At 57.8% G+C, this 16,136-nt stretch carries 13 protein-coding genes and 1 tRNA gene; 3 read left to right on the forward strand and 11 right to left on the reverse strand.

The window, feature by feature from the left end; genetic code table 11:
• The first annotated feature begins 125 nt into the window (after window positions 1-125).
• Entirely contained in the window at window positions 126-1,244 is a 1,119-nt protein-coding gene (rimI, locus tag AC13DD_RS07750; protein ID WP_053114955.1) for a ribosomal protein S18-alanine N-acetyltransferase, read from the forward strand.
• On the opposite strand, the gene uvrB is transcribed toward rimI, so the two are convergent.
• The gene (gene uvrB, locus AC13DD_RS07755) at window positions 1,245-3,305 is read right to left on the reverse strand and encodes an excinuclease ABC subunit UvrB (RefSeq protein ID WP_053114954.1); all 2,061 of its coding nucleotides are present in this window, start codon (window positions 3,303-3,305) and stop codon (window positions 1,245-1,247) included.
• Between the two features lie 183 nt (window positions 3,306-3,488).
• On the opposite strand from uvrB, the gene AC13DD_RS07760 reads away from it, so the two are divergent.
• Window positions 3,489-4,673 (forward strand): pyridoxal phosphate-dependent aminotransferase, encoded by a 1,185-nt coding sequence (locus AC13DD_RS07760; RefSeq protein ID WP_008172055.1) that lies wholly within the window; start codon window positions 3,489-3,491, stop codon window positions 4,671-4,673.
• A gap of 70 nt (window positions 4,674-4,743) precedes the next feature.
• Window positions 4,744-4,819, forward strand: a tRNA-Asn gene (locus AC13DD_RS07765).
• 498 nt (window positions 4,820-5,317) lie between these two features.
• Here AC13DD_RS07765 and pyrF read toward each other — a convergent pair.
• From pyrF to serC, 10 genes are all read right to left on the reverse strand, one after another.
• A complete protein-coding gene (gene pyrF / locus AC13DD_RS07770) occupies window positions 5,318-6,028 on the reverse strand; it encodes an orotidine-5'-phosphate decarboxylase (RefSeq protein WP_053114953.1) in 711 nt (236 codons plus the stop codon).
• A gap of 32 nt (window positions 6,029-6,060) precedes the next feature.
• A complete protein-coding gene (gene lapB, locus AC13DD_RS07775; RefSeq protein ID WP_008172059.1) occupies window positions 6,061-7,230 on the reverse strand; it encodes a lipopolysaccharide assembly protein LapB in 1,170 nt (389 codons plus the stop codon).
• Window positions 7,230-7,532: a LapA family protein gene (locus AC13DD_RS07780; protein WP_008172060.1), complete on the reverse strand. Its 303-nt coding sequence runs from the start codon at window positions 7,530-7,532 to the stop codon at window positions 7,230-7,232. Before AC13DD_RS07780 ends, lapB begins: the two co-directional genes overlap by 1 nt.
• 59 nt (window positions 7,533-7,591) lie before the next feature.
• Window positions 7,592-7,888 (reverse strand): integration host factor subunit beta, encoded by a 297-nt coding sequence (locus AC13DD_RS07785; RefSeq protein WP_008172061.1) that lies wholly within the window; start codon window positions 7,886-7,888, stop codon window positions 7,592-7,594.
• 134 nt (window positions 7,889-8,022) lie between these two features.
• Window positions 8,023-9,717 carry a 30S ribosomal protein S1 gene (gene rpsA / locus AC13DD_RS07790; protein ID WP_014576794.1) on the reverse strand — a complete coding sequence of 565 codons (1,695 nt, stop codon included), beginning with the start codon at window positions 9,715-9,717 and terminating at the stop codon, window positions 8,023-8,025.
• 130 nt (window positions 9,718-9,847) lie between these two features.
• The gene (gene cmk, locus AC13DD_RS07795) at window positions 9,848-10,528 is read right to left on the reverse strand and encodes a (d)CMP kinase (protein ID WP_014576793.1); all 681 of its coding nucleotides are present in this window, start codon (window positions 10,526-10,528) and stop codon (window positions 9,848-9,850) included.
• Window positions 10,528-12,756: a bifunctional prephenate dehydrogenase/3-phosphoshikimate 1-carboxyvinyltransferase gene (locus AC13DD_RS07800; RefSeq protein ID WP_286801289.1), complete on the reverse strand. Its 2,229-nt coding sequence runs from the start codon at window positions 12,754-12,756 to the stop codon at window positions 10,528-10,530. Before AC13DD_RS07800 ends, cmk begins: the two co-directional genes overlap by 1 nt.
• A 1-nt stretch (window position 12,757) precedes the next feature.
• A complete protein-coding gene (hisC, locus tag AC13DD_RS07805) occupies window positions 12,758-13,882 on the reverse strand; it encodes a histidinol-phosphate transaminase (RefSeq protein WP_008172066.1) in 1,125 nt (374 codons plus the stop codon).
• Window positions 13,883-13,927: 45 nt separating this feature from the next.
• The gene (pheA, locus tag AC13DD_RS07810) at window positions 13,928-15,025 is read right to left on the reverse strand and encodes a prephenate dehydratase (RefSeq protein ID WP_008172067.1); all 1,098 of its coding nucleotides are present in this window, start codon (window positions 15,023-15,025) and stop codon (window positions 13,928-13,930) included.
• Window positions 15,026-15,027: 2 nt separating this feature from the next.
• The gene (gene serC, locus AC13DD_RS07815) at window positions 15,028-16,110 is read right to left on the reverse strand and encodes a 3-phosphoserine/phosphohydroxythreonine transaminase (RefSeq protein ID WP_008172068.1); all 1,083 of its coding nucleotides are present in this window, start codon (window positions 16,108-16,110) and stop codon (window positions 15,028-15,030) included.
• Window positions 16,111-16,136 lie beyond the last annotated feature (26 nt).

The raw sequence follows: 16,136 nt of genomic DNA on the forward strand, positions 1-16,136 counted from the left end.
CGGCGCATAATGCGTGCTTTTACGCATCCTTGTGGTCTTTGCGTTACCCTGACTCTCACACATAATAGCGGAGTACGGGAAGCCCAACAGCATGCCCTCCTCGCGTTTTTCAAGGCCGTCTCTCAATGCCTGATTTCCAGCTCCGACAAGCCTCCAGCAAGGATCTCGACGCCCTGGTCTTGCTCGAAAACCGGTGCTTCGCCGAAGACCGGCTTTCCAGGCGTAGCTTCCGCCGCTTTCTGGAGATGCCCAGAGACCGCTTGATTGTGGCCGAGGCCGATGGCGAGCTGGTGGGCTACTGCCTGATTCTGATGAGCGCTGCCACCCGGCTCGCCCGAATCTACTCCATTGCGGTGTCTCCGGCTGTGCGTGGCCAGGGCGTGGGCGAAAAACTGGTACGGGAAGCAGAATCTGAGGCGGTGGACGCTGGCCGTATCATCATGCGCCTGGAAGTCCGCGAGGATAACAGAGGCGCCATCAACCTCTACAAGCGCCTGGGCTATCGCCAGTTCGGCACCTACCGGGACTATTACGAAGACCACGGAGACGCCCTTCGCTTCGAGCGACGGATTCTGTTCTACGAGCCTTCAAGAGAATTTCCGGCCGTTCCCTACTATCCGCAGACCACGGATTTCTCCTGCGGGCCGGCGGCGCTGATCATGGCGATGGCCGCTCTGGATGAACAGCAACCACTCACAACCCTGGAAGAACTCAGGCTTTGGCGGGAAGCGACCACCATATTTATGCTCGCCGGCCACGGCGGCTGCGGCCCACATGGACTGGCGCTCGCAGCGTGGAATCGGGGTTTTGAAGCCAGCGCCTGGATCAGCATGGAAGGAGCCCTTTTCAAGGACACCGTCAGAAGCGAGGACAAGAAGCGGGTACTGGAGCTGGTACACGAGGGCTTTTTACACGACATCGGCAAGACAGGCATTCAGCTACACCATGACCCGCTGACCCTTGAAGCGATGGAAGAAGCCCTTCACGAAGGCAGAATTCCGGTCATCCTGATCAGCACCTGGCAACTGAATCGCAGCCGCGTTCCCCATTGGGTCACCGTCTGCGCGATTGACGACCAGTTCGTGTACCTGCACGACCCGGAAATTGATACAGAACTCGGCGAAACCGTGGCCGACAAGCAGTACCTGCCAGTCGACCGCCGGGTGTTCAGCCAGATTTCACGGTACGGCAGGAACCAGCCATTGCAGGCTGCGATCATCGTAGGGCCCAAGCGACCGGCCTGATCAGCCGGTCCGCAGTGCCGCCTCTTTCAGCTCGGCGATATCATCCCGCAGACGCGCAGCCGTCTCGAAATCCAGTTCGGAAGCGGCCTTGTACATTTCATCCTCAAGCCGGGACACCTCCTTGAGGACCTCCTCCGGCGATCGATTGCCAGCCTTGGCCCGATACTGTTCCGCCTCTTCGGCTGCTTTCTGCCCCGGGCGCTCGGCCTTGCGACGGCCACGGCCGCCGCCTCCGGCACCTTCCATGATGTCGGCAATTTTCTTGTTCAGGCCCTGCGGGGTAATGCCCTGCTCCAGATTGTGAGCTTCCTGCTTGGCCCGGCGACGCTCTGTCTCATCAATAGCCCGCTGCATGGAGCCTGTAATCCGGTCACCGTAGAGAATGGCCTTGCCGTGAACATTCCGCGCCGCACGACCCATGGTCTGGATCAGTGAGCGCTCGGAGCGCAGGAAACCTTCCTTATCTGCATCCAGGATGGCCACCAGCGAAACCTCGGGCATGTCCAGACCTTCCCGCAGCAGGTTGATGCCCACCAGCACATCGAATTCCCCCCGCCGGAGGTCCCGGATGATCTCCACCCGCTCGACGGTATCGATGTCCGAGTGCAGATAGCGAACCTTGATGTCGTGTTCCATCAGGAAGTCGGTCAGATCCTCGGCCATACGCTTGGTCAGCGTGGTCACCAGAACCCGTTCCTTTACCTTCACCCGCGTGTGGATTTCCGAGAGCAGATCGTCCACCTGGGTAGACGCGGGACGCACCTCGATTTCCGGGTCCAGCAGGCCGGTGGGGCGCACCACCTGTTCCACCACCTGACCCGCATGCTCGGCCTCGTAAGTGGACGGGGTTGCGGATACGAAGATCATCTGGGGCGCAATTCGCTCCCACTCTTCAAACTTCATGGGTCGGTTATCCAGCGCCGATGGGAGGCGGAAACCGTACTCAACAAGGGTTTCCTTCCGGGACCGGTCGCCCTTGTACATGGCGCCGATCTGGGGAATGGTCACGTGAGATTCATCCACCACCAGCAAGGCATTGGGCGGCAGGTAATCAAACAGTGTCGGCGGTGCCTCACCTGGGCGGCGACCCGAGAGATAGCGCGAGTAGTTCTCGATGCCGTTGCAATAGCCCAGTTCCAGCATCATTTCGATGTCGTACCGGGTGCGCTCTTCCAGGCGTTGTGCTTCCACCAGGCGGTTGTTGTCCCGCAGCTGCTGCAGCCGCTCATCCAGCTCAACCTTGATATGCTCGACCGCATCCAACACCGTCTGCCGGGGCGTCACATAGTGCGATTTCGGGTAGATGGTGACCCGTGGCACTCGGCGCAGGACCTCACCGGTCAACGGGTCGAAATAGCTGAGATTCTCAACCTCGTCATCGAAGAGCTCGATGCGGATAGCTTCCTTCTCGGATTCCGCCGGGAATACATCGATCACATCGCCCCGAACCCGATAATTGGCCCGGTGGAACTCGATATCGTTCCTGGTGTACTGAAGTTCGGCCAGGCGCCGGAGGATGTATCGCTGATCGATCTGATCGCCCCGGTCCAGATGCAGCATCATCTTCAGGTAGGACTGGGGGTCACCGAGGCCGTAGATAGACGACACCGTCGCCACAATGATGGCATCCGGTCTTTCCAGCAATGCCTTGGTAGCAGATAGACGCATCTGCTCAATGTGCTCGTTGATAGAAGCGTCTTTCTCGATAAACGTGTCCGACGAGGGCACGTAAGCTTCTGGCTGATAGTAGTCGTAGTAGGAAACGAAATACTCCACCGCATTGTCGGGAAAGAACTCCTTGAACTCACCATAGAGCTGGGCGGCCAGGGTCTTGTTATGGGCCATGATGATGGTGGGCCGCTGGACCTGCTGGATGACATTGGCGATGGTGAAGGTTTTACCGGAGCCGGTTACCCCCAGCAACGTCTGGTGTGCCAGACCGGATTGGATACCATCCACCAGCCCTTCGATTGCCTTGGGCTGATCGCCCGCTGGCTGGAACGGCGAATCAACCTGGAACACACCCTCTCTGGCGGAAACGTTTGCCTGATTACTGGCCATAACTGGCGGAAACCTCCGGTAAAACCGACGCACGGGCGAAACAGCCCCTGCCATTCGAGAAATTTAGCGATACACTGGCTTCATGATACCATCAGTGCGATCGACGGCTGGGCGTAAATCAGCCAGCAGCTCTGGCACCCGGCGGTCGCAGCCCTATCAGACGCAGCTTTAAGGAGCGCAAGTTTGGACCTTCAACTTTCCAGCCGAGTACAGGCTATCAAGCCCTCTCCCACCCTCGCAGTCACCAACAAGGCCGCGGAACTCCGCGCAGCAGGCCAGGACATTATCGGCCTGGGTGCCGGCGAGCCGGACTTCGACACACCTGATCACATCAAACAGGCAGCCATTGAAGCCATCAATAACGGCCAGACAAAATACACTGCCGTGGATGGTACGCCAGCCCTGAAAAAAGCGATTATTGCGAAGTTCAAACGGGACAACGGCCTGGATTACGAAGCCAACCAGATACTGGTAAGCAGTGGTGGCAAACAGAGCTTTTTCAACCTCGCACTTGCCACACTGAACCCGGGTGACGAAGCCATCATCCCTGCCCCGTACTGGGTTTCCTACCCGGATATGGTGCTGGTGGCTGAAGGCAAACCCGTGATTATCGAAACCGGTGCTGAAACCCGCTTCAAGATCACTCCGGAGCAGCTGGAAAACGCGATTACCGAGCGTACCCGCCTGTTCGTGATCAATAGCCCCTCGAACCCGAGCGGCATGGCCTACACCCTCGAAGAGCTGCAGGCCATCGGCGAGGTGCTGAAGAAGCACCCGAACATCATGATCGCCACCGACGATATGTATGAGCCGATCCTCTGGACCGGCAAAGCGTTCTGCAACATCCTGAACGCCACGCCTGAGTTGTATGACCGCACCTTCGTCCTGAATGGCGTATCCAAGGCCTACTCCATGACTGGCTGGCGTATCGGCTACGCCGCGGGCCCGGCGAAAATCATCGGTGCAATGAAGAAGATCCAGTCCCAGAGCACCTCCAACCCGGCCTCCATCTCCCAGGCAGCGGCACAGGCTGCGCTGGATGGCGATCAGGGCTGCGTGGGCGAGATGGTCAAGGCCTTCAAGGAACGCCACGACTGGCTGGTAGAAGCACTGAACAAGCTGCCAGGCGTTGAATGCCTGAACGGCGACGGTACCTTCTATGTGTTCCCCAGCTTCCAGGGCGCCATCGATGCGGATTCCAGCGTCAGCACTGACGTTGAATTCGCCGAGAAACTGCTGACCGACGCCGGCGTGGCACTGGTCCCGGGTTCCGCCTTCGGTTGCCCTGGCCACATGCGCCTGAGCTTTGCGACCAGCATGGAAAACCTGGAAAAGGCTGTCGAACGCCTTCAGAAAGCGCTTGGCTAAAAAGTTCTGGCCAGGGGTTGACGGGGCGGTATTGCCAACTTAATATACGCGCCTCGTCACACGACGACGTTCCCCGATAGCTCAGTTGGTAGAGCAACGGACTGTTAATCCGTTTGTCGCTGGTTCGAGCCCAGCTCGGGGAGCCACTATTCTAAAAGCCCGCTAATTCTTTGAGTTAGCGGGTTTTTTATTGCCCCGCTTTTGATTCTATCTTTTGTTTTTGAGGTTTACTCCTGCCCTAGCCTGCTCGTTGGCGGGACTGGTGCGGCTGTCATGGCTTTCCAAAACACGCTACAAGCACGTCCGTGTGCGCTTGTTTCGGGCCGTCCATGGCCCTCTACAGTTTTGGAAAGCCATGACAGCCACACCGTTCGACGGTGTACGTATCCGCAAAACAGACAAAACTCTCACAGAAAGCAGATAGTCAGCAGATTGCAGTAGCCCACCGAACTCTGATGCAAGATATATCTGAGGAAGTTAGAAGAGGTGGTGTGGGGCCTCCCTCCCAAAAATGTCTGTGGCCAAGGATGGCCACAGCCAAGCGCACATGGATGTGCTCGTAGCGGTTTTTGGGAGGGAGGCCCCACACCACCAGACTCCAAACCATGCAAGCTAGGAGCCCAAATCAGACAAGAACCTAGAAACTAGGCGCCAATAACCTCAGAGTGAATAGCCTCCAAGGAAGCCAGCGGGTCAGACGCCTGAGTAATCGGACGGCCGATCACGAGGTAATCGGAACCGGCTTTGAGGGCATCTGTGGGCGTCATGATGCGCTGCTGGTCGCCTTTATCGGCCGTCAGGGGGCGGATACCCGGTGTGATCAGTTTGAAGTCGGCGCCCTGCTCGACTTTAAGCTTCGGTGCCTCCTGGGCGGAGCAGACGACGCCGTCGAGGCCGCAATTTTTGGTGAGGGTTGCCAGTCGGGACACCTGTGCTTCCGGGGAATCGGTGATGCCGATGCCGACGAGGTCGTCGGCGTTCATACTGGTGAGGACCGTGACGGCGATCAACAGCGGGCGATCCGCACCAAAGCTTTCCAGACGTTCCCGACAGGCGGTCATCATTTTCTCGCCACCAGAGGCATGCACATTGACCATCCATACACCGAGATCGGCAGCGGCAGCAACTGCAGCTGAGGTGGTGTTCGGGATGTCATGGAATTTCAGGTCCAGGAATACGTCGAATCCACGCTTCTGAAGCCCTTCCACCAATTGCGGGCCGGAACGGGTGAACAGTTCCTTACCCACTTTCAGGCGGCATTTACCCGGGTCCAGTTTGTCGACCAGCTCAAGGGCAGGATTCTGGGAGGGAAAATCGAGGGCGACGATGATCTTGGGATCGTTAGCGGTTTGCACGTTCACTTGTCCTGCAGAAATTCAGTAAAGGTTTATTCGGCTTCAACACCCTGGATCGGGCGCACGGTTTCCCATTGCTTGCAGCTTGGGCAAAGCCAGTGCAGCTGACGGCCAGAGAAACCACAGCTGACACAGCGGTAGACGGGACGATTGGCGAGAATCAGGTGGCCAATACGGCTCACCAGCCTGCCCTCATCAGTGGTCATGCCCTTCTCATAGCCGGCCATTTCCACCAGCCTGAGCAAGCCACGGACACTCGGGCGGGTTTCCAGTTCCTGCCTGAGCAAGTCGATAGCAGCCGGTCGCCCCGAGGCGCGCTCGACAGACTCCACCAGAGCCAGCAACAAACTGGTGCTCGGGTAGTTTTCGTAAAGCTTGCGCAGTTTTTTCGCCAACCGGCCAATGTCGCCGTGCTCGTGCTCAAGCTTCATGAGCCGGTCGATGGCTTCCGGCCCAAACTCGGGGTTCTGTTCGAATACTTTCAGGCACTGGCTGCCTGCCTCGCGATAGCTGCCCTGACGAACCAGCAGCTTCATCATAATCAGATTGGCTCGCACGCAGGAGCGATCGTACTCAAGCGCCTCCTTGGCCAGTTTCTGGGCAGCCCAACGGTCGTCCTGTTTCAGGGACTCTTCCGACAGCTCGCATGTCAGGTAGGCCAGCACCTTGAACATTGCCGGGTCGGCGTCCCCACGTGTCAGCGTTCGGGCCACTTCGGCAGCCTTTGCCCATTCCTTTTCCTGTTGGTAGAGGTCGATGAGCTGCTGGGAGGAGTGCCGCCCGTAATCCTTGTCGCCCATCAACTGGTGCAGCAATGCCTCGGCGCGGTCAAGCAGCCCCGCGTTCAGGTAATCGCGGGCAAGCTCGAGAGTCACCTGCGGGGAGAATCTCGGGGGTAATTCGGGCCTGGCCAGTAGGTTCTGGTGGATCAGTATGGCGCGATCGGTTTCGCCCTTGTTGCGGAAATGGCTGCCAATGGAGAGGTGGAGACTGACAGTATCCTTGTTGACCGCAAGGGACTGGACGAAATTCTCAACCGCCTGGTCGGAGTAGTTCGTGAACAGGAACTGGAGACGGTCCTTCACCGATTCCTCATCGGAAATCGTTTTGCCGGATCGCCTGTCACCGCTTCCCAGCCGGCCCACAAGCCAGCCAACGGCGACTGCAACTGTCAGCAGCAGCCACTGTAATACGATATCCATTAAAGAGTCCGGTCGTTCTGGGCCCTGGATTTCTCCAATGCCTGCTCGGCGCGATCAAGTCGTTTCTGAAGGGTTCGCCGGGACACCGAGTTGCGAACGGTGGCCAGCATGGTCATCAGCACGCCAACAAGGGCACCGACAACAAATGCCATGATAATCCAGACAGCGACACCATGAGGTTGGGTTTCAAACAGCAGGAAGTTAAGGGAGACTGCCATTTGATTGTTGAGCGAGAATACCAATGCCAGCAGAACCAGGACCAAAACCAACAGAATAATGAGGATCTTCTGCAATCCTGCCATAGCAATAGCACTCCCAAAGGGCTTTTATGCCCGAATTATACGCGTTCCCTGAGCAGCTGTTAAAAGCCTTTCTTCAAGCTGTCGTTGACCTGCTCTCTCAATTCCTTGCCGGGTTTGAAGTGCGGCACATATTTGGCTGGCAACTGAACAGCCTCACCGGTTTTCGGATTGCGCCCGGTACGCGCGGCCCGGTGATGAAGGGAAAAACTGCCAAATCCCCGGATTTCTATTCTCTGACCATCGGCAAGCGACTGGGACATGTGCTCGATGATGGTTTTTACAGCCAGTTCGACATCTTTAACGGAGAGCTGAGTTTGCTTGGAAGCAATCAGCTCGACCAGTTCGGACTTCGTCATGAGGCGTTTCCCTCTTTCATTTTTATTCGGCCGTCGGTTACCGAATTCCCATGACTACCTAGTTTAGCCAAACCAGAAAAAAACACAAAAAAAACGGGCTCTTAGAGCCCGTTTTTTTCGTACCAACCGGAAGATTAGTCCTTGTTGGCGTTTTGCTGCTGCATCTGCTCCTTGATGAGATCACCGATGGTGGTCGCACCAGAGGAAGTTTCCGCAGTTTTGGTCCGCACGTTTTCCAGTGCCTGCTTGTCGTCCTCAACATCTTTGGACTTCACAGACAGGTTGATGATGCGGTTCTTGCGGTCGATGCTGATGATCTTCGCTTCAACTTCTTCGCCTTCCTTCAGCGCGTTGCGTGCATCTTCAACACGGTCACGGCTGATTTCAGAGGCTTTCAGTACCGCTTCAACTTCGTCGTTCAGAGCAATGGTAGCTGCCTTGGCATCAACTGCAGACACGGTGCCCTTAACAATAGAGCCCTTGTCGTTCAGCTGTACAAACTCGGCGAACGGATCGCTCTCGAGCTGCTTGATACCCAGGGAGATACGCTCACGCTCCGGATCAACAGACAGGATAACGGTTTCAACTTCGTCACCCTTCTTGTATTCACGAACCGCTTCTTCGCCAGTCTCGTTCCAGCTGATGTCAGACAGGTGAACCAGACCGTCGATGCCGCCATCCAGTCCGATGAAGATACCGAAGTCAGTGATTGACTTGATCTTGCCGGAGATGCGGTCGCCCTTGTTGAAGTTGCTGGAGAAATCTTCCCACGGGTTGGATACGCACTGCTTGATACCCAGGGAGATCCGACGACGCTCTTCGTCGATATCCAGAATCATCACGTCCACTTCGTCGCCAACCTGGACAACCTTGGACGGATGGATGTTCTTGTTGGTCCAGTCCATTTCGGAAACGTGAACCAGACCTTCAACACCTTCTTCCAGCTCAGCAAAGCAGCCGTAGTCGGTCAGGTTGGTAACGCGTGCCTTGACCTTGGAACCTTCCGGGTAACGACCCTTGATATCAACCCAGGGATCTTCGCCCAGCTGCTTCAGGCCGAGGGAAACACGGTTACGCTCACGGTCAAACTTCAGAACCTTAACGCTGATTTCGTCGCCAACATTAACGATTTCGCTCGGATGCTTGATGCGCTTCCAAGCCATATCGGTAATGTGCAGCAGGCCGTCAACACCACCCAGATCCACGAACGCGCCGTAGTCGGTCAGGTTCTTGACGATACCCTTGATTTCCATACCCTCGGTCAGGGTTTCGAGCAGAGCTTCACGCTCAGCACTGTTTTCAGCTTCCAGAACGGCGCGGCGGGAAACAACCACGTTGTTACGCTTCTGGTCGAGCTTGATAACCTTGAATTCGAGTTCTTTGTTCTCCAGGTGCGCGGTGTCGCGAACCGGACGAACATCAACCAGCGAGCCAGGCAGGAAGGCACGGATGCCGGCCAGATCGACGGTGAAACCACCCTTGACCTTACCGTTGATGATACCTTTAACCACTTCCTCAGCTTCGAAGGACTTCTCGAGTACCTTCCAGGCTTCTGCACGCTTGGCCTTTTCACGGGACAGACGGGTCTCACCGAAGCCGTCTTCAACAGCGTCGAGAGCTACATCGACAACGTCGCCGATAGCAATTTCCAACTCACCTTTTTCGTTAAGGAACTGGGAGGCGGGGATAACGCCTTCGGACTTCAGTCCGGCGTTAACGGTGACCCAGTCGTTATCGACGTCTACAACGGTTCCCTGGACGATGGAACCCGGTTGCATGTCAATTTCTTTTAGGCTTTCTTCAAAAAGATCCGCAAAGCTCTCGCTCATTATGAGTCCTATATGATCAACGCAAGTGTACTCCGTGCCACCAGCAACACGGTCTGTTAACAAGTTCCGGACTAAGCCTGTGGCTGGCAGATAGCGCTACATCCGGCATTTCAACGACAAAAAGGTGTAGTCAGGCCTGACCTGCTGCGGCCATACACCTGTCCAACACCTCTTCTATACTCAACCCCGTAGAATCAATGACTTGCGCATCATCTGCGGGCTTGAGAGGGGCTGCGGAACGGTTCATATCCCGTTCATCACGAACCCGTATCTCCTCTAAAAGGGCGTCAATGTTAACATCGACACCCGCGTCCTTCAACTGGCTATAGCGCCGCTGGGCCCTCTCCTCAGCGCTTGCCGTCAGGAAGATTTTTACCGGTGCATCCGGAAAAACCACCGTTCCCATATCACGGCCGTCGGCCACCAGGCCCGGCGCCTGCCGGAAGTCCCGCTGGCGTTGCAATAGCGCATCCCGGACCGGCTGCATGACCGCCACCTTCGAGGCGTTGTCGCCAGCCGATTCTGTACGTATATCTGCTGTTACATCCTGGCCGGCAAGAATCACTTTTACCGGCTCACCTTCCGGAGTGGGCTCAAAGGCCACATCCAAACCGGCGGCGACTTTTACCAGGCCGTTCTCGTCATCCAGAGACACACCCTGGCGGACCGCGGCCAGCGCCGTCAGCCGGTAAAGGGCACCACTATCAAGAAGATGCCACCCGAGCTTTCGGGCCAGCATCTGGGTGATGGTGCCTTTGCCGGAACCTCCGGGACCATCAACGGTAATCACCGGCGCACTGCTAACAACCATTATTCAGCCCCCTCGGCTGAGATATTGATCCCCGTTCCGTGCGCAAGTTCCACAAAACCGGGGAAAGACGTAGCCACGTTCGCACAGTCGTTCACCGTAATGTCACCCGCAGCGCGCAGGGAAGCGACCGCAAAGGACATCGCGATGCGATGGTCGCCATGACTGTTCACGGTACCGCCACCGATGGTCTGACCGCCATCGATAATAATGCCGTCAGGCGTGACGGTGGTCTCGACTCCCAGTGCAGCAAGGCCATCTGCCATCACCTGGATCCGGTCGCTTTCCTTGACCCGAAGTTCCTCTGCGCCCCGCAGCACCGTACGGCCATTGGCGCAGGCCGCGGCAATGAACAGCACCGGGAATTCGTCGATGGCCAGGGGCACCTGATCCTCAGGGATGTCGATGCCCTGGAGCTCCGCGGAGCGGACCCGAAGGTCAGCAACCGGCTCACCACCGATTTCGCGCTCGTCCAGAATCTCGATATTGGCGCCCATCTGATTCAGGATGTTGATCACACCAACCCTGGTCGGGTTCATTCCAACGTGGCGAAGGATCAGATTGGAGCCCGGGGCGATACTGGCCGCGACCAGGAAAAACGCAGACGACGAAATATCGGCAGGCACATCAATATTGGTCGCCGTCAGTTTGCCGCCACCACTGACACTGGCGGTCGCACCATCGCGGTGAACGTGATAGCCAAAACCCGCGAGCATGCGTTCGGTATGATCACGGGTAGGCGCGGGCTCGGTCACCGATGTACTGCCCTCGGCATAAAGCCCGGCCAGCAGAAGACACGATTTCACCTGGGCACTGGCCACCGGCATTTCATAGTGAATACCGGACAGCTTCTGGCCACCACGGATTTTCAGTGGCGGGCGCCCCCCTTCTGCGGTATCGATAACGGCGCCCATCGCCCTGAGAGGATCGGCAACCCGCCCCATCGGGCGACCGGAGAGACTCGCATCGCCGGTCAGCTCGGAATCAAAGGGCTGGGCCGCCAGCAAACCGGCGAACAGCCGCATGGCGGTTCCCGAGTTACCCAGATACAGAGGCCCGCGGGGGGCCTGAAGCCCGTGCATGCCAACACCATGGATGCGAACAAAGCCGTCGTCCGGGCCTTCAATGGTAACGCCCATATCCCGGAATGCCTGGAGCGTCGCCAGGCTGTCTTCACCCTCCAGAAACCCTTTCACTTCGGTTACGCCATCTGCCAGAGCACCCAGCATGATGGACCGGTGCGACATTGACTTGTCGCCGGGCACCCGGATATCACCGGTGATCGCGCCACCGGACTGAAGACGGAACGTTACCTGCTTTTCACTGTTGTTTGTCACGTAAGCCTGTCCTGAGAGCATCTTCGAAAAATGTTCACGCGCCGCCTTGGCGCGACTGAAAACCCGCAACAACGTGGCACTGTCCTGATTGGCAATGGCAGTGCGCAGTTGTTCGAGGTCGTGGGTAAAGTGGTCAATGACACGAAGAACCGCATCACGGTTCGACAGAAAAATATCGTGCCACATCACCGGATCGCTGGCCGCAATCCGGGTGAAATCCCTGAAGCCACCGGCGGCGTACCGGAAGATGTCCATGTTCTCATCTTCACCCGCCAGGGTATCTACCAGGGAGAACGCGATCAGGTGAGGCAAGTGGCTGGTGGCTGCCAGCACCTCATCGTGATACGCCACCGACATGGTCAGCACCGTGGCACCGCAGCCCTCCCAGAGCCCTTGCAGGCGAGCCAGGTGGGGCTGGCTGACATTGTCCGGCGGCGTAAGGATGACCTTGTGGTTGGCGAAAAGCTCGGGATTTGCCGCCCGGATGCCACTCTTCTCGGAACCGGCAATGGGATGACCGGGAATAACCAGAGGCGACAAGCCGCCGAACACGGCCTCAACATCGGCTACGAAGCTGGATTTGGTACTACCGACATCGGTGAGTATCGCGTCCGGCTCCAGAGACGGGCGAATCTGCTCAAGAACCGCGCGTGTTGCTCGTACCGGAACGGCAAGCACAACCAGGTCCGCGCCACGAACTGCATCAGACACCGTTGACGCCGCCTGATCGATTACACCCAGCTCTTTGCCAAGTTGCAGCTCTTCATCGCGCTGATCTGTACCAACAACTGTGCCCGCCAGCCCGTTACGTCGGATCGCGCAGGCCAGGGAGCCGCCAATCAGCCCCAGGCCAATCACCGCTACCCGTTTAAACAGAGGCTCGGACGGCGCCATATCAGTCGCTCAACCCCGAGGCCGCCAGGGCCTGCGCCAGTGCATCAATAAAGCGCTCGTTTTCTTCCTGAAGCCCGACAGAAACCCGAAGATGCCGGGGCATACCATAACCGCCGATGGGCCGAACAATCACGCCGTGGGCCAGCAGGGACTGGTACACGCCCATGGCCTGCTCCCCCACTTCCACGGCAACAAAGTTCCCGGCTGACGGGATGTAACTGAGCCCCATCCGGTCGAATGCCTCCTGCAACTGACGCAGACCGGCTGTGTTCACATCCCGGGAACGCTGGAGATAGTCTTCATCCTCAAGCACAGCCGTGGCCGCAGACAGGGCAACCGTATCCACGTTGAATGGCTGACGCACCCGGTTAAGAATGTCTGCGATGGCCGGCGAGGAGATACTGTAACCTACCCGCAGAGCCGCCAGCCCCCAGGCTTTGGAGAACGTGCGGCAAACGATGAGATTCGGGAAACGGGCCAACAGCTCGACACCGTCCGGGTATTGATCACCGGTCAGGTATTCACAGTAGGCCTCATCCAGAACCACAAGCACGTTCTCGGGGATTTTCTTCAGGAACGCCTCGATGGCGTCCGCCGTGTGAACGGTACCCGTCGGGTTGTTCGGGTTGGCGACAAACACGAGGCGAGTGCGATCAGTAACCGCTACGGCCATGGCGTCCAGATCGTGCCCCCATTCCCGGGCAGGCACAGACACACCCCTGGCACCGATGGCCTGTGTCACCAGGGGGTAGACAGCGAACGCGTACTGGGAGAAAACCACTTCGGAATCTGCATCGGCGAAACAACGGGTAATGACTTCCAGTACATCGTTGGAGCCGTTACCAAGGGTAATCTGATCCATCCCGACGTTCAGACGCTTCGAAAGCGCCTGCTTCAGGTTGAATCCGTTGCCATCGGGATACAGACAAAGCTCGGAGAGGGCCTGCCGCGCGGCCGACAGCGCTTTTTCGCTCGGCCCCAGCGGGTTTTCGTTGCTCGCCAGCTTGATGATCTCTGCCGGATTGAGGCCAAGCTCACGGGCCAGCTCTTCAATCGGCTTGCCCGGCTGATAGGGTGAGAGGGCCTGTACGCCGCGAACCGCCAGGCTCTGGTAATCAATAGCCATAAATCGTCCTCGACACTCTTTGCTCAGAAACGCAGGTGCAGATACTTATAGAACGCCAATCGGGTAGGAACCCAGGCGTTTGAGCTCAACGGCCTCTTCATCCACTTCTGCCAGCACCTTCCGGACCTGTTCGTCTTCCATGTGTCCCTCAAAATCGATGTAGAACACATAGGCCCAGGTGCCACTTGGCGAGGGCCGCGTTTCGATTCTGGTCAGGCTGAGCCCGTGACGATGGAACGGCTCGAGGAGCTGATAAAGAGCCCCAGGTTTGTTGCGCATGGACACCAGGATAGACGACTTGTCGTGGCCACTGGCCGGCACTTCCTCCCGGCCAATGATCAGGAAGCGGGTGGTATTGTCCGGGCGATCCTCAATGCTGTTCGCCAGCTTCTGCAGGCCGTAAAGCTCCGCCGCCATATCACCGGCAATGGCCGCCGTGCCGGGCTCCTCGGCTGCGCGCCGGGCCGCTTCCGCATTGCTGGAGACGGTAACCCGCTCGATGCCGTAGCGGTGGGTGTCCAGCCATTGCCGGCATTGGGCAAACGATTGCTGATGGGAATAAATCCGGGTGATTTCCTGGTCGCCATGCTTCGGAGACACAAGCAGATGATGGTGAATCCGAAGCTGAACCTCGCCGCAGATCTTCAGCGGCGAGGACATGAACATATCCAGGGTGTGGTTGATCATACCCTCGGTCGAGTTTTCGACCGGCACCACCCCGTAATGGGCCGCGCCGGATTCGACCTCCCGGAATACCGCATCAATGGCCGGCAAAGGCACGCTGACCACCGAGTGACCAAAATGCTTGAGCGCTGCCGCCTGTGTGAAGGTGCCAATCGGACCCAGGAAGGCAATGTGCATGGGCTTTTCCAGCGCCAGGCAGGCCGACATGATTTCCCGGAACAGACGGGCCATTTCCTCACCCGACAGCGGCCCCGGATTCTGTTCCTTGATGCGGCGAAGCACCTGGGCCTCCCGCTCGGGGCGATAGAAAAAGACGTCCTGCCCCGGATTGGCGGTCATTTTAACGTGCGCCACTTCCTGGGCACAGGCGGCCCTGGCACTGATCAGCTCCATGATCTTCTGATCAAGTTGATCGATCTCGTCCCGCAGCTCTCCGAGCCGAACCTGCTCATCACTCATGATCAGCCACGCTCCTTCGCAAATTCGGTCATGTAGTCGATCAGTGCATCGACACCGGCTTCTGGCATCGCGTTGTAGATGCTCGCACGCATTCCGCCAACCGACCGGTGGCCGGCCAGGTTCAGCAGGCCACGGGCATTGGCACCCTTCAGGAATTCACCGTTCAGGGCATCATCCGCCAGCGTGAATGGTACGTTCATCCAGGAGCGGAAGCGCGGATCAATCGGGTTGGCGTAAAACTCGTTGGTATCGATGAAATCGTAGAGCTTGCGGGCCTTGCGCAGGTTGATTTCACCCATGGCCTTCACACCGCCCTGCTCTTTCAGCCACTTGAACACCAGACCGGCCAGATACCAGGAATAGGTCGCCGGCGTGTTGTACATGGAGCCGTTATCTGCGATCACCTGATAATTCATCATGGTCGGGGTCTCCTGGCGGGCCTTACCCAGGAGATCCTTGCGGATAATGACCACTACCAATCCCGAGGGACCGATGTTCTTCTGGGCACCGGCATAGATCACACCGAACCTGGAGACGTCCACCGGCCTCGACAGCATTGATGAGGACATGTCGGCAACCAGCGGCGCGCCCGGGCTATCCGGAATAAAACCGAATTCCAGGCCACCGATGGTCTCGTTGGGCGTGTAGTGCAGATAAGCCGCGTCGGCACTGGTCTGCCACGAGGATTGATCCGGAATCGTGGTAAAGCCACTGTCTTCCGAACTCGCCACCACGTTCACCTTGCCATAGCGACTGGCCTCGGCAATGGCCTTCTTGGACCAGATGCCAGTGTTCACGTAGTCCGCAGAGCCTTTTTCGCCCAGCAGATTCAGAGGAATGGTGGAAAACTGGCTGGACGCCCCACCCTGCATGAAAAGAACCGCGTAGTCGTCCGACACGCCGGCCAGTTCACGCAGATCTTTTTCTGCAGTTTCGGCAATCTGGACAAACTCGTCGCTGCGATGGCTCATTTCCATCACCGACATGCCGGTACCGCGCCAGTCGAGCATTTCATCCCGCGCCTGACGAAGCACGCTCTCCGGCAAGGTGGCCGGACCTGCACAAAAGTTATACGCCCTGCTCATGTTGCTGCTTTCTCTCAAGTCTTGCT

The organism is Marinobacter sp. L-13 (assembly GCF_056857715.1).

Coding starts and splice junctions, on each gene's coding strand:
- rimI (WP_053114955.1), top strand. CDS start 126: ATGCCTGATTTCCAGCTCCGACAAGCCTCCAGCAAGGATCTCGACGCC.
- uvrB (WP_053114954.1), bottom strand. CDS start 3,305: ATGGCCAGTAATCAGGCAAACGTTTCCGCCAGAGAGGGTGTGTTCCAG.
- lapB (WP_008172059.1), bottom strand. CDS start 7,230: ATGGATATCGTATTACAGTGGCTGCTGCTGACAGTTGCAGTCGCCGTT.
- AC13DD_RS07780 (WP_008172060.1), bottom strand. CDS start 7,532: ATGGCAGGATTGCAGAAGATCCTCATTATTCTGTTGGTTTTGGTCCTG.
- AC13DD_RS07785 (WP_008172061.1), bottom strand. CDS start 7,888: ATGACGAAGTCCGAACTGGTCGAGCTGATTGCTTCCAAGCAAACTCAG.
- rpsA (WP_014576794.1), bottom strand. CDS start 9,717: ATGAGCGAGAGCTTTGCGGATCTTTTTGAAGAAAGCCTAAAAGAAATT.
- cmk (WP_014576793.1), bottom strand. CDS start 10,528: ATGGTTGTTAGCAGTGCGCCGGTGATTACCGTTGATGGTCCCGGAGGT.
- AC13DD_RS07800 (WP_286801289.1), bottom strand. CDS start 12,756: ATGGCGCCGTCCGAGCCTCTGTTTAAACGGGTAGCGGTGATTGGCCTG.
- hisC (WP_008172066.1), bottom strand. CDS start 13,882: ATGGCTATTGATTACCAGAGCCTGGCGGTTCGCGGCGTACAGGCCCTC.
- pheA (WP_008172067.1), bottom strand. CDS start 15,025: ATGAGTGATGAGCAGGTTCGGCTCGGAGAGCTGCGGGACGAGATCGAT.
- serC (WP_008172068.1), bottom strand. CDS start 16,110: ATGAGCAGGGCGTATAACTTTTGTGCAGGTCCGGCCACCTTGCCGGAG.